This window comes from Pseudomonas xantholysinigenes (assembly GCF_014268885.2).
Classification (GTDB): domain Bacteria; phylum Pseudomonadota; class Gammaproteobacteria; order Pseudomonadales; family Pseudomonadaceae; genus Aquipseudomonas; species Aquipseudomonas xantholysinigenes.
Genome location: NZ_CP077095.1, coordinates 2,502,876 through 2,516,404 on the forward strand (window position 1 = coordinate 2,502,876; position 13,529 = coordinate 2,516,404).

General features: G+C 65.2%; 10 protein-coding genes. 6 read left to right on the plus strand and 4 right to left on the minus strand.

What is annotated here, in order from left to right; all coding sequences use genetic code 11:
• Nucleotide 1 precedes the first annotated feature (1 nt).
• The gene (gene xthA, locus HU772_RS11310; RefSeq protein WP_186657645.1) at nt 2-814 is read right to left on the minus strand and encodes an exodeoxyribonuclease III; all 813 of its coding nucleotides are present in this window, start codon (nt 812-814) and stop codon (nt 2-4) included.
• 163 nt (nt 815-977) lie between these two features.
• Here xthA and HU772_RS11315 point away from each other — a divergent pair, with 163 nt between their 5' ends.
• The 3 genes from HU772_RS11315 to HU772_RS11325 are packed head-to-tail and all read left to right on the plus strand — an operon-like array spanning nt 978 to nt 7,095.
• Entirely contained in the window at nt 978-1,628 is a 651-nt protein-coding gene (locus tag HU772_RS11315) for a GNAT family N-acetyltransferase (protein WP_186657647.1), read from the plus strand.
• A 53-nt stretch (nt 1,629-1,681) separates the two neighbouring features.
• Entirely contained in the window at nt 1,682-3,424 is a 1,743-nt protein-coding gene (locus HU772_RS11320) for an autotransporter assembly complex protein TamA (RefSeq protein ID WP_186657650.1), read from the plus strand.
• Nucleotides 3,424-7,095: a translocation/assembly module TamB domain-containing protein gene (locus HU772_RS11325; RefSeq protein WP_186657653.1), complete on the plus strand. Its 3,672-nt coding sequence runs from the start codon at nt 3,424-3,426 to the stop codon at nt 7,093-7,095. Before HU772_RS11320 ends, HU772_RS11325 begins: the two co-directional genes overlap by 1 nt.
• A 122-nt stretch (nt 7,096-7,217) precedes the next feature.
• Here HU772_RS11325 and HU772_RS11330 read toward each other — a convergent pair whose 3' ends face one another.
• On the minus strand, nt 7,218-7,598 hold the full coding sequence (locus HU772_RS11330) for a Mor transcription activator family protein (RefSeq protein WP_186657656.1): 381 nt from the start codon (nt 7,596-7,598) through the stop codon (nt 7,218-7,220).
• Between the two features lie 399 nt (nt 7,599-7,997).
• On the opposite strand from HU772_RS11330, the gene HU772_RS11335 reads away from it, so the two are divergent.
• Nucleotides 7,998-8,186, plus strand: coding sequence for a hypothetical protein (locus HU772_RS11335; RefSeq protein WP_186657660.1), 189 nt, complete (start codon nt 7,998-8,000; stop codon nt 8,184-8,186).
• A 34-nt stretch (nt 8,187-8,220) separates the two neighbouring features.
• On the opposite strand, the gene HU772_RS11340 is transcribed toward HU772_RS11335, so the two are convergent.
• Entirely contained in the window at nt 8,221-8,583 is a 363-nt protein-coding gene (locus HU772_RS11340) for a fe2+ zn2+ uptake regulation protein (RefSeq protein WP_186657663.1), read from the minus strand.
• Nucleotides 8,584-8,783: 200 nt separating this feature from the next.
• Here HU772_RS11340 and pvdQ point away from each other — a divergent pair, with 200 nt between their 5' ends.
• Complete coding sequence (gene pvdQ, locus HU772_RS11345) at nt 8,784-11,096, plus strand: bifunctional acylase PvdQ (protein WP_275959741.1); 2,313 nt, start codon at nt 8,784-8,786, stop codon at nt 11,094-11,096.
• A 47-nt stretch (nt 11,097-11,143) separates the two neighbouring features.
• On the opposite strand, the gene HU772_RS11350 is transcribed toward pvdQ, so the two are convergent.
• On the minus strand, nt 11,144-12,151 hold the full coding sequence (locus tag HU772_RS11350) for an aldo/keto reductase (protein WP_186657678.1): 1,008 nt from the start codon (nt 12,149-12,151) through the stop codon (nt 11,144-11,146).
• Nucleotides 12,152-12,375: 224 nt separating this feature from the next.
• Here HU772_RS11350 and HU772_RS11355 point away from each other — a divergent pair, with 224 nt between their 5' ends.
• A complete protein-coding gene (locus HU772_RS11355) occupies nt 12,376-13,518 on the plus strand; it encodes a MexC family multidrug efflux RND transporter periplasmic adaptor subunit (RefSeq protein ID WP_186657681.1) in 1,143 nt (380 codons plus the stop codon).
• The last annotated feature ends 11 nt before the right edge of the window (nt 13,519-13,529 follow it).

Sequence of the window (13,529 nt, forward strand, 5' to 3'; positions counted from 1 at the left end):
TTCAGGCCAGCTCAAGCCAGATCGGCGCATGATCCGACGGTTTTTCCATCCCACGCAGCTCGTAGTCGACCCCGGCTGCCTTCAGGCGCGGCAGCAGCCCCTGCGACGCCATGATCAGGTCGATGCGCAGGCCTCGCTTGGGCTCGTCCTCGAACCCACGGCTGCGGTAGTCAAACCAGCTGAAGCGGTCGGCGACCTCCGGGTGCAGGTGACGGAAACTGTCGACCAGCCCCCAGCCCTTGAGCCGCTCCATCCACTCGCGCTCTTCGGGCAGGAAGCTGCACTTGCCGGTCTTGAGCCAGCGTTTGGCGTTGTCCGCGCCGATGCCGATGTCGCAGTCCTGGGGCGAGATGTTCACGTCGCCCATCACCACCAACGGCTGATCGTTTTTGAACTGCCCTTCGAGCAGGGCTTGCAGGTCGCTGTAGAAGCGCTGCTTGGCCGGGAACTTGGTGGGGTGGTCGCGGCTTTCGCCCTGGGGGAAGTAGCCGTTCATGATGGTGATCGGCGTGCCATCGGCGTCGGCGAAGGTGCCCCAGATGAAGCGCCGCTGGGCGTCCTCCTCGTCAGTGGCGAAACCCTTGGACAGCGACAGCGGCGCCTGCTTGGAGAGCAAGGCCACGCCGTAGTGGCCTTTCTGGCCATGGAAATGCACGTGATAGCCCAGTGCCTGGACCTCGGCCAGCGGGAACTGATCGTCGCTGACCTTGGTTTCCTGCAGGCCGATCACGTCCGGCTGGTGCTTGTCGATCAGTGCCGCCAACTGGTGGGGGCGGGCGCGCAGGCCATTGATGTTGAACGAGACGATCTTCATGACAGGACGATCCTGGTAAAAGCCCCGAATGCTAGCCGACATCACCGGTCACGGCCAGCGTGGCGCCATGTCGAGGGCGCTGCTAACGTGCTGGAAAAGGTGAACGAAGTGCCGGGGCGCAGCTCCAAGACACTGTACGCCCATTCCAGGAGGACCGCTCGCAATGCCCGACACTGCCACCGCCCAGGCGCGGACCTGCCCGCTCGACGAAGGCTATGCCCGCGAGGTGCGATCATTGCTCTACCACGCCTATCGCCACGAACCCACGTTCGCCTGGTTGTTCGAGGCCCAGCGCCCGGGCTATGAGCGGCGCTTGCGGGTGATGGTGCGGGAATGGGTACGCCAGCATTTCTACCTGCAACTGCCTGCCGTCGGCCTGCTGCTGCAGGATCGCCTGATCGGCGTGGCCCTGATCGTGCCGCCGCAACGGCGCCTTGGCGTGGCGGACAGCTGGGCCTGGCGCCTGCGCATGATGCTGGGCACCGGCTTGCGCTGTACCCGGCGCTACCTGGACTACCAGGCGGCCTTGGCCGGTTGCCTGCCGGGCGAGCCGGTGCACATGCTGCCGTTGCTCGGCGTGCACCCGCAGTTCCAGGGGCAGCACCATGGCGAACAACTGCTGCAGGCAGTACATGATTGGTGCGCCGAGGACCCGAGCACCGAAGGCGTGGTGCTGGATACCGGCAATGCCCACTACCTGGCCTTTTACCAACGCCAGGGCTACCAGGAGATCGGCGAGATTGCCGTGGGGCCGATCCGTGAGCGAGTGTTCTTTCACCCCAACCCCGAGTCGTCCAGGGTGGCCAACCTGTGACAGGTATTGTCCAACGGCTCCGTTGACCTCCCTGCTCTGGTAGCATGCGCCCCATGACGTATTCAGGAAGACTTGGCTGGGGCCTGCTGTTACTGGCCGCCAGCTCCATGGCATGGGCCCAGAGCGAATTGCTGGTGCGGGTGAAACCCGCCAACAAGGCGCTCAAGGCCAATATCGAAGGTTACATCGGCAGCCTGGGCGACCGCGATGAAGAAGCGCTCTTGCGTTTCAGTCGCGGCGCTGAGGAGCAGGCGCGCAAGGCGGCCCAGGCCCTGGGGTATTACCAGGCGCGGGTCGACAGCGAGGTCAAGCCGCCAAGCGACAAGGACAAGCCCCCGCAGCTGATCCTGCGGGTCGAGCCTGGAGAGCCGGTGCACCTGCGCAACGTGACGGTACGCATCGAAGGACCGGCCAGCGCGCTCAAGGTTTTTCGGATTCCCGACAGCAAGGCCTTGCGTCCAGGCGAACAACTCAACCACGGCATCTACGAGGATGCCAAGCGGCTGATCCAGAACCAGGCCTCGCGTTACGGCTTCTTCAACGGCCGTTTCGAGCGCCAGCGCCTGGCCATCGACCCCCAGGCCGGCGTCGCCGATATCGAACTGGTCTACCAGAGTGGCCCACGCTTTCACCTGGGCGCGGTGAATTTTGGCGGCGACACGCCGCTGGACAACGACCTGCTGCAGCGCATGGTGTCGTTCAAACCCGGCACGCCCTACGACTCCGAACTGATCGCCGAACTCAACAACGACCTGCAGTCGAGCGGTTACTTCGAGGGGGTGCGGGTGGATGCCGCGCCCACCGCCGCGGTGGGCGAGGAGATCCCCGTCGAGGTTCACCTCGACACCCGCAAGCCGCGCACCATGGGCTTGGGCCTGGGCTTCTCGACCGACGTCGGCCCGCGCGGCAAGGCCAACTGGACCCGCCACTGGGTCAACCCGCAAGGCCACAGCTACGGCTGGGAGACCGAGCTCTCGGCGCCGCGACAAAACGTCGGCCTGTGGTACGACATTCCGCTCGACCCGCCGCTGACCGACAAGCTGCGCTTTGCCGGCGGCTACCAGAATGAGGACATCTCCGGCACCGACACCCTCAGCAAGCTGCTGACCGTCGGCCCGGAGTGGCACAGCAAGCTGCCCAGCGGCTGGCAGCGGGTGATCTCGTTGAAGTACCAGCGCGAAGAGTACCGCCTGGGCGACGACTCGGGGCTGAGCAACCTGTTGATGCCGGGCGTGAGCTTTTCCTACCTGCGCAGCGACAACCGCATCGACCCGCACAATGGCTATCGCTTGCAGTTCGACTTGCAGGCGGCCAAGGAGGGGTTGGGCTCGGACACCAACCTGGTCCATGGCAACGTGCTGCTCAAAGGCCTCACCACCCTGGGCCAGCACCATCGTTTTCTCGGGCGTGTGCAATTCGGTGGCAGCGCCACCAACGGCTATCAGCAGAATATCCCGCCGTCGCTGCGCTTCTTCGCCGGCGGCGACCAGAGCGTGAGGGGCTACGACTACCAGTCGTTGTCACCGAAGAACAACAAGGGCGACCGTATCGGCGGGCGCTACCTGGTCGCCGGCAGCGCCGAATACCAGTACTCGATTGCCGAGAAGTGGCGCGTGGCGACTTTCATCGACCAGGGCAACTCGTTCAATTCGCTAGAACTGCCCAGCCTCAAGACCGGCGTCGGCATAGGCGTGCGCTGGGTCTCGCCGGTGGGGCCGCTGCGCCTGGACCTGGCCCGCGCGCTCGATGACGATGGCGGTTTTCGCCTTCATTTCTCCATGGGGCCCGAGCTGTGATGCGTGTGTGCAAATCCGTGTTGTTCGTGTTGCTTGGCCTGTTGTTGCTGGTCTTGCTCGGGCTGGGCCTTGTGCTGGGGACCGGTGCCGGCAGCCGTTGGCTGCTGGAGCGCGTACCGGGGCTCGAGGTCAGTGAGTTCAATGGCCGACTCGGCGGCCAGTGGCAGGCCCGCCAGTTGCGCTGGATAGACGGTGACAACCGGGTCGAGTTGCAGGCGCCGCAGATGATCTGGTCGCCGGCCTGCCTGTTACGCGCCACTTTGTGTGTGCAGCGATTGCAAGCCGAACGTATCGACCTGGCGTTTGCCCCGGGTGATGCAAAGGCCGATAGCGAACCATTGCAGTTGCCGACCTTGCGTCTGCCGCTGGCCATCGAGCTGGGGGAGATCAAGGTGGGCCAGCTGCGCCTGGACGGCAGCGATTTACTGGCCGACTTGCAGCTTGCCGCGCAATGGACCACCGGCGGTTTGCGGGTCGATGCCTTGCACCTGCGCCGTGACGATTTGGTCCTCGATCTTTCCGGCGATGTGCAGCCCGAGGGCGACTGGCCCCTGCAATTGCAAGGGAAATTGCAGTTGCCGACGGTTGACGGCAAAGCCTGGCAATTGGCATTGACCGCCAAGGGTGAGTTGCACAAGACACTCACGCTGGAAGCCAACAGCTCGGGGTATCTGGAGGCGCGCCTGACTGGCGAGCTGCAAGCCCTGGCCGAACACCTGCCGGCGCGCCTGAGCCTGCGCAGCGATGGCTTCAAGCCGGCGGGCAGCCTGCCCGACACCCTGCAATTGAATCAGTTGCGGCTCGATGCCCAGGGCGACCTGCTCAAGGGGTACCAGTTGTCCGGCAGTGCCAGCTTACCGGCAGAGCAAGGGCCGGTGGCGCTGGTGCTGGCCGGCAAGGTCGATGCCAAGGGCGTCAGGCTCGATGCGCTGGACCTCGATGCCAGCGCCAGCCAACGGCTCAAGCTGCAGGCCAGCGCCGACTGGCAGCAGGGGTTGAGTGCCGAGGCGAGTCTCGATTGGTTGGACTTCCCCTGGCTGCGCTTGTACCCGATGGACCCGGCGCCCCAGGTCAGCCTGAAGCGCCTCGACGCTCAGGTGCAGTACCGCGATGGCGCCTACAAGGGGGCTTTCAAGGGGGATCTGCAAGGGCCGGCCGGCGCCTTCAGCCTGGCCAGCCCGTTCGAAGGCGACTTGGGCCAGGTACGCCTGCCGCAACTGGCGCTGACCGCGGGGCAGGGCAAGGCGGCAGGCAACATCGTCCTGCGCTTCGCCGACACCTTGGCCTGGGATGTCGACCTGCAGCTGTCGGCCCTGGACCCGTCCTATTGGCTGGCCGAGCTGCCGGGTACGCTGGCCGGGCCGCTACGCAGTCAGGGCGAATTGCACAATGATCAGCTCAAGCTCAAGGCCCTGCTTGACCTCAAAGGCCGCTTGCGCGGCCAGCCGGCCCTGGTCAAGGTCGATGCCGAGGGCGCTGGTGAACGTTGGACCCTGGCCAGCCTGGCAGTGCAGCTGGGTGACAATCGCATCAATGGCAGTGGCAGCCTGCAGCAGCGCCTGGCCGGGCGTATCGACCTTGACCTGCCACGCCTGGGCCAGCTGTGGCCGCAACTGCAAGGGCAGGCCAAGGGCCGCCTGGACGTGGCGGGCAGCCTGACGGCCCCGCAGGGCACGTTCACGCTGCAAGGACAGCAGCTGGGACAGGCGGATAACCGTCTCCAACGCCTGGACCTGGACGCGCGCCTGGACAGCGCCCAGCGTGGCCAACTGGCGCTCAAGGCTGCTGGCATCCGCGTGGGCGATACCGCCCTGGGCGACCTCGAGGTGCAGGGCAAGGGCGATAGTCGTCAACAGGCCGCCACACTCGCCCTTGTTGGACCGCAGCTCAAGCTCGACCTGGCGCTCGATGGCACTCTGGGCAAAGGCGACTGGCGTGGCCGCCTGGCCAGTGGGCGTATTCAGGCCGGGGGCCAGGACTGGCAACTGCAGGCCCCGGCGAAACTGCAGCGCCTGGCCAACGGTCAGCTGGATTTCGGCGCCCATTGCTGGCGCTCGGGCCAGGCCAGCTTGTGCGGCGAGGACCAACGCCTGGCCCCTGAGCCACGCTTACGCTACCACCTCAAGCAGTTCCCGCTGGACAGCCTGGCGCAATGGTTGCCCAAGGACTTTGCCTGGCAGGGACTGCTCAACGCCGATATCAACCTCGATATTCCGGCCAGCGGTCCCAAGGGCAATGTGCGCATCGATGCCAGTGGCGGTACCTTGCGCGTGCGTGACAAGGAACGCTGGGTCGACTTCCCCTATCAGGCGTTGCGCCTGGACAGCACCCTGGCGCCCCGCCGGATCGATACACGGCTGGATTTCCGTGGCGAGCGTCTGGGTGAACTGAGCGTCAACACTCGCCTTGACCCGTTGGGTCGCAACAAGCCGTTGTCCGGCGATTTCCGCCTGGCCGGGCTGGACCTGTCGATCATCAGGCCCTTCCTGCCGATGGTCGAGCGCCTGGCCGGTCAGCTCAATGGCAGCGGGCATCTGTCCGGCAGCCTGTTGGCGCCGCAGGTCAATGGCAGCCTGGCCTTGAGCGACGGTGAAGTCGGCGGTGCCGAGTTGCCGGTGAGCCTGGAGAGTTTGTCGCTGCAAGCCCTGATCACTGGCGAGCATGTGCAGCTCAAGGGGGACTGGCGCAGTGGCGACAGCGGGCGCGGGCAACTCGCCGGGCAAATGACCTGGGGACAGGCGCTGGGCATGGACCTGCACCTGCAGGGCCAGCAGCTGCCCGTCAATGTCGAGCCCTATGCCGCACTGGAGGTAGCCCCCGACCTGATGATCCGTCTACTGGACGACAGGCTGGCGGTTACCGGCAAGGTCCATGTGCCCAAGGGCAAGATCACCGTGCGCGAGTTGCCGCCGTCAACCGTGAAGGTGTCCGACGACACCGTTATCGTTGGCCGCCAGACCGAGGCGGGCAAGCCACCGATGGCGGTTGCCATGGACATCGATGTCGATGTCGGCAGCGAGAAACTGTCGTTCAGCGGGTTTGGCCTGAGCGCCAACCTGCTGGGCCACGTGCACATCGGTGACAACCTCGACACCCGTGGCGAACTCAGCCTGGCCGACGGTCGTTATCGTGCCTACGGGCAACGCCTGACCATTCGCCGTGCGCGTCTGTTGTTCGCCGGGCCCATCGACCAGCCATACCTGGACATCGAGGCCATTCGCCAGGTCGACGATGTGATTGCCGGTATTCGCCTGAGCGGCAGTGCCGAACAGCCGACCACCAAGGTCTTTTCGGAGCCGGCGATGAGCCAGGAGCAGGCGTTGTCCTACCTGGTCCTGGGCCGGCCCCTGGGCAGCTCGGGTGAGGACAACAACATGCTGGCCGAAGCGGCCCTGGGCCTGGGCCTGATGGGCAGCGCCGGCTTGACCGGAGGGCTGGCGTCGAACCTGGGCATCGATGACTTCCAGCTCGACACGCAAGGGTCGGGCAACAGCACCAGCGTGGTGGCCAGTGGCAATCTGACCGAACGTCTGAGCCTGCGTTATGGCGTGGGTGTGTTCGAACCGGCAAGCACCATCGCATTGCGCTACAAACTGAGCAAAAAGGTCTATCTCGAGGCCGCCAGCGGCTTGGCCAGTTCGCTGGACATCTTCTACAAACGCGACTTCTAAGCGTTTGCGCTGACCCGCACCGGCCATCCGTGGCCGGCCGCGGGTACCTCTCACCACATTGTTGTCCCTGGATCCTGCCGTAACACCGTGTCGGACGCTGGGCGGGCTCTGCGCGGGAATCCTCAACGGGCGTGGCAGTCCTGGCGACGGATGTTGCCGATTTGGCGCAGACTCAACCCGTACTTGTCGGCCAGCAGGCTGCGGGACAGACCGCTGGCGCTTTCTTTCTGGATCTGCTGGTTGCGCAGTTGGCGCTGGAAGTGGTCTGCCTTGGGGATTTCCAGTGCCAGTCCGGCGAAGCGCTCGATCAGCGCGTCAAGGGCATCCGGCGGCAGCACGTCTGCCAGCTTGGTGCGGGCGCGATGCTTAGGGATGTACTTCGGACGACCACCAAAGGCGCAGGTCAGGCGGTAGGCGTTTTCCAGGCCGATGCATTCGATCAACGATTGCAGGGATTGTGGGAGCTGGCTGGTTTCGATGTTGCTGAGGTCCGGCATTTCCATGGGAAGGTTCCTAAGAGCTTGAATGGTTTTCAGGGGGCTTGGCCGTAGTGGCAAGCGCCATGAATCGATTCTCGAACAGCTCAGGAAAGCGTCGCTAGGCGCGAACTGGACCAGAACTTGTAGCTTTCGTGGCTTCTGGCCTGAAGGCAGCTAGCTTGTTCGACGTAGGAAATGCCTTCACCCTTGCGCTACAGGCCTCAAACCTGCGGGAGAAAAGCTTCCATGATGGCGTTTTGGGTGCTTACCCCATGCTTGAGTGCAAGGGAAGCCATTCCGGGGCGATGCACGCTCGGGCTGCAGATAAGATCGTCAGGAAAGTCAGCGTGGGAAAAGGCAGCGAGGTATCATGGCGCCGGCTCGATGGGAGCCTCTTGTCCCCGATGTCGCAAGGAATCTTCGATGACACATGTGCAGCGCCTGAAATATTCGATCCTGATCATCCTGATGGTGCTGGGCATCATGCTCGGCCTAAGTTATCTGCAAAAGCAGGGGACCATCAGTGAGCAGACATTCCAATACATCGCCATCGCCATCGCGGTGGTCGTGGTGGTGATCAACGGGATCCTGCGGCGCAAGGTCAAGCCCTGACGAGCGGGCCGGCGTTTCCGTGCCGGCCATGCACTCAGCGTGGTGCGTGTTGCTCGAGCACGGCGCGGGCCTCTGGCTTGAGGCTGTAGCACTTGTCGTGGCCCAGGCTGATCACGCCTTCGCTGCACAAGCGTTTGAGCACCTCGCGCACGCTCAGGAACGACAGCGGGATGTCCAGCTGTTCGAGTTGGGCATGGACGCCGCGCACGCCAATGCTGCGGCCATTGCGGTCGGCGCTGTGCAGGGCGTCGATGACCTTCAGGCGAATCAGGCTGGTGCGCAAACCGTAGGTGCGCAGCAGTTCGCGAATCTGCTCGTTGCCCAGGCGCTCTTCCGGCGGGGCCGGGGGTTGACCCGGGCTTGGCGCCTCCGACAGCGAACGTTGCGGGTTGTACATGTGAATGCTCCTTTTCGTGGACTGTCCCGAAATCGTGGGTGCCTCACTTCTAAAGACGAACGAGATCGACAAAACTGCAACTCCTCGGTAAAAAAATCTGACAGCTTCTGTAGAAAACGTTACAGGGCGCTGTAGTCCGTAAAATTTTCATGTGGCCACTCGTCTGTTCGGGATACCCCCGGATTGCATGAGGAATGCCCGTGACTTCCCTCTCACGCCCCCTGTACCACCTTGGTCTTGTCGCTGTGCTGGCAGGCGCCAGCCTGGCCGCCCAGGCCCGTGAAACGACGGGTGACGCGTCCGCGCAGATCCGCCGTACCAGCTTCGGCGTGCCGCATATCCTGGCCAAGGATGAGCGCGGCCTGGGCTATGGCATTGGCTATGCCTATGCCCAGGACAACCTGTGTCTGCTGGCCGACGAGGTGCTGACCGTCAACGGCGAGCGTTCGCGTTTCTTCGGCGGGCAAGGCAAGACCGTCGATCAGCGTGACAACCTGTCCAGTGATGTATTTTTCACCTGGCTCAACACGCCTGCCGCAGTCGATGGCTTCCTGCAGGCGCAGCCCGTCGCGGTGCGGGCTTTGTTGGAGGGCTACGCCAGTGGTTACAACCGGGCCTTGGTGGAGCGGCGGGCGCAGGGCCTGCCGGCCGAGTGCGGTAGCGGTGAGTGGCTGCGACCGATCAGCAGCCGTGACCTGGCCAAGCTGACCCGGCGCTTGCTGGCCGAAGGTGGGGTAGGGCAGTTCGCCGAGGCGCTGGCGGGCGCCACGCCGCCGCAATTGGCCGCGCAACAGCCGGTACAGGATTATCGTGGTGCCCTGGCACGCCAGGCGCGCTTTGCCGCCGAGCGTGGCAGCAACGCGGTGGCCGTGGGTGCGGAGCGTTCGGCCAGCGGTCGTGGCCTGTTATTGGCCAATCCGCATTTCCCCTGGATCGGCGGCCTGCGCTTTTATCAGATGCAACTGACCATTCCGGGGCAACTGGATGTGATGGGCGCCGCCTTGCCCGGGTTGCCGGTGATCAATATCGGCTTCAACCAGCACCTGGCCTGGACTCACACCGTCGACACCTCGAAGCATTTCACGCTGTATCGACTCCAGCTGGATGCCAAGGACCCGACCCGCTATCTGCTTGATGGCCAGTCACTGCCCATGCAGCGCCAGGCCGTGACCGTCACGGTGAAGGGTGAAGATGGCACGCTCGGCCAGGTCGAGCGCACGGTCTACCTGTCGAAATTCGGCCCGGTGGTGCAGTGGCCGGGGCGTCTGGATTGGGATCGCCAGGCGGCCTACAGCTTGCGCGATGCCAACCTGGACAACACCCGGGTGCTGCAGCAGTGGTACCAGATCAACCGCGCGCACAGTGTTCAGGCGTTGCAGGCGTCGGTCACGCAGTTGCAGGGCATTCCCTGGGTCAACACCCTGGCGACGGATGATACCGGCCAGGCCCTGTATCTGAACCAGTCGGTGGTCCCTTACGTCGACCAGGCCCTGCTCGAACAGTGCGGCAACCCAAAGGCCCCGGGCGGGCTGGTGGTGCTTGACGGTTCACGTAGTGCCTGCCAGTGGAAGGTCGATGCGCAAGCGGCCCAGCCAGGCATCTTCCCGGCCCGTCTGTTGCCAAGCCTGGCGCGGCGCGACTTCGTGCAGCACGCCAACGACTCGGCCTGGATGGCCAATCCGGCGCAACCGCTGACAGGGTTCTCGCCCGTGGTCAGCCAGGCCGACCAGCCACTGGGCATGCGCAGCCGTTTTGCCCTGCAGCGCTTGCAGGGGCGCGACAAGCTGGCCGCCAGTGACTTGCAGTACATGGTCTTCGATGACGAGGTGTACCTGGCCAGCCTGCTGATGCCCGACCTGCTGCAGTGGTGCAAAGGCGCCGCGGCTGACGTCAAGGGCGTTTGTGACAGCTTGCAGGCCTGGAACGGCAAGGCTGACCTGGACAGCGGCATCGGCCTGATCCACTTCGGCAATATCCTCGAAGCGCTCGCGGCTCACCCTGAAAGCTGGCGGGTGCCCTTCGACCCTGCCGATCCGCTGCACACCCCGCGAGGCTTGGCGGTTGAGCAGGCCGCGGTCGGCCAGTTGCTGCGCGAGGCGGCGTTGGCGTCGCAGCAGGCGGTCGGCGCGTCCGGCGTGGCGGCGGACCAGCGGTGGGGGCAGATCCAGCAGGCCGCCGATGGCACGCCGGTGCCTGGCGGCCCGCAGGAGCTGGGGGTGTACAACGCCATGGTCAGCGTGCCGGTCGGCGCGGGCAAGCGCCTGGTGGTCAGTGGTTCCAGTTACCTGCAACTGGTCACTTTCACCGCGCAAGGGCCACAAGCCCAGGGCCTGCTGGCGTTCTCGCTGTCGAGCGAGGCGGCGTCGGCGCATGCTGGGGACCAGACGCGGGCCTTCTCGGCCAAGCGCCTGGCACCGATTCCATTCACCGAAACGCAGATCAAGGCTGATCCTCAGTATCGACACTATGTGATCAGCGAGCGGGATACCGGGCCGGTGGTCAGCACCCAGTAATCGAGGCTGGCAGCCGGCGCTGTGGCGCCGGCCCGCCAGTGACGCTGTCAGCGCGGCAGGCGCCCGCTGACGAAGTGCGCGACATCGTTGAAGCCAGGGGTGGATGCATGCCCCGGCGTCACCAGCGAATCGATGAACGCTTCATCCTCCGCCGTCACCTTCACCTGCAGCGCACCGGCATAGGTGTCCCACTGCGCCTCGGTACGCGGCCCGACGATCGCCGAGCTGACCAGGCGGTTGTTCAGCACCCAGGCAATGGCGAACTCGACGATGCCGACGCCCTTGGCCTCGGTATAGGCATGGATCTTCTGGGCGATGGCCAGCGACTCCTGGCGCCATTCCACTTCCATGATGCGCTTGTCCTGGCGTCCGGCGCGGCTGCCTTCGTCCGGGGTCGAGCCCGGCGCGTACTTGCCGCTGAGCACGCCGCGGGCCAATGGGCTGAAGGGCACCACGCCCAATCCATGGTAGGCGGCGGCGGTCAGTTGCTCGGGCTCGGCCTGACGGTTGACGATGTTGTACAGCGGCTGGCTGACCACCGGTTTGGCGACGCCGAGCTGCTGGGCCAGGTTGCAGATTTCGGCGATGCGCCAGCCGCGGAAGTTGCTGACGCCCCAGTAGCGGATCTTGCCCTGGGCCAGCAGGTCGCCGATGGCCCGCACGGTCTCTTCCAGCGGCACCGCATGGTCTTCACGGTGCAGGTAGTAGATATCCAGGTAATCGCTGCCCAGGCGCGTGAGGCTGGCTTCCAGGGCATTGAACAGGTGCTTGCGGGACAAGCCGCTGCGGTTCGGCAAACCGTCGACCGGGCCATAGCCGGCCTTGGAGGCGACGATCCAGTCCTGGCGGTTGCGCGCCACCGCCTCGCCGACGATCTCCTCGGAGCGCCCGCCGTTGTACACATCGGCGGTGTCGATGAAGTTGATGCCCTGGTCCCAGGCCTTGTCGATGATACGCAGCGCGTCTTCGGTGCAGGTCTGCTCACCGAACATCATGCTGCCCAGGGTCAGGGCCGAGACTTGCAGGCCGCAGTGGCCAAGGGGGCGGTAGAGCATCGCGAGTTATCCTTTTCCGGCAGTGTGGGGGATTTGTTTTACACAGTTCATCCCGGCTTTGAAAGGGTGGTGCGGGGAGCGGTTCTGGATGTATGTGATGAGCCCGCAGTGCTTGCTGAATGCTTACACTTCTTCGCGCAAAGTTCATATGAGACAAAATTGACTCATATCGAATGTAGAAGTACCATTAGCGCCGTTTTCTAATCAAAGGCTCGGGTGAGTACATGAGCAACTTGCGTGCAATTGGAGTGGCCAGCTGGCTGGCGGTGGCGGTAGCGCTGGCCGGCTGCGGCGCCGCGGATGAACAGCAGGCCGCAGCCGAAGCGGTGTTTCCGGTCGAGACCCTGACCGTGGCTGGCGAGTCGTTGGCATTGGCCTCGACCCTGCCGGGCCGGGTCGAACCGATGCGGGTGGCCGAGGTGCGTGCCCGGGTGGCCGGCATCGTCCTGCACAAGCGTTTCGAGGAAGGCGCCGACGTCAAGGCCGGCGATGTGCTGTTCCAGATCGACCCGGCACCGTTCAAGGCCGCCCTGGCCCGCGCCGAGGCCGACCTGGCCCGGGCCCAGGCCGTGCAGCACGAGGCCCAGGCGCGGGTGAAACGCTACGAGCCGCTGGTGAAGATCGAAGCCGTCAGCCAGCAGGACTTCGACAGCGCCACCGCCGAGCTGCGCAGCGCCCAGGCCGCCGTGCGTTCGGCCCAGGCCGACCTGCAGACCGCGAAGCTGAACCTCGGCTATGCCACGGTCACCGCGCCGATTTCCGGGCGCATCGGCCGGGCCCTGGCCACCGAAGGCGCGCTGGTCGGGCAGGGCGATGCCACGCTGATGGCGCGTATCCAGCAGCTCGACCCGATCTATGTCGACTTCACCCAGTCCGCCGCCGATGCCCTACGCCTGCGCCAGGCCCTCAAGGACGGCGCGCTGGGTGGCGGCGACGACAAGGCGCTGACCGCCCAGGTGGAAGGCACCGACTACCAGCGCCAGGGCGCGCTGATGTTCACCGACGTGGCGGTCGATCGCGGTACCGGCCAGGTCAGCCTGCGCGGGCGTTTCGACAATGCCGACGGCATTCTCCTGCCGGGCATGTATGTGCGCGTGCGCACCCCACAAGGCACCGACCAGCAGGCGATCCTGGTGCCGCAACGCGCGGTCCAGCGTGGCAGCGACGGCGAGGCGCGGGTGATGGTGGTGGGCACCGGCAACCTGGCCGAGGCGCGCAGTGTGCGCACCGGCGTGATGCAGGGTTCGCGTTGGCAGATCGTCGAAGGCCTGCGCAGCGGCGACCAGGTCATTGTCGGCAGCCCTGCCGGCCTGGCCCCGGGCATGCCCGTGGCGCCGGCCCAGGCGCAACAGGCCGCGGCGCACTAAGGCGAGGGTAG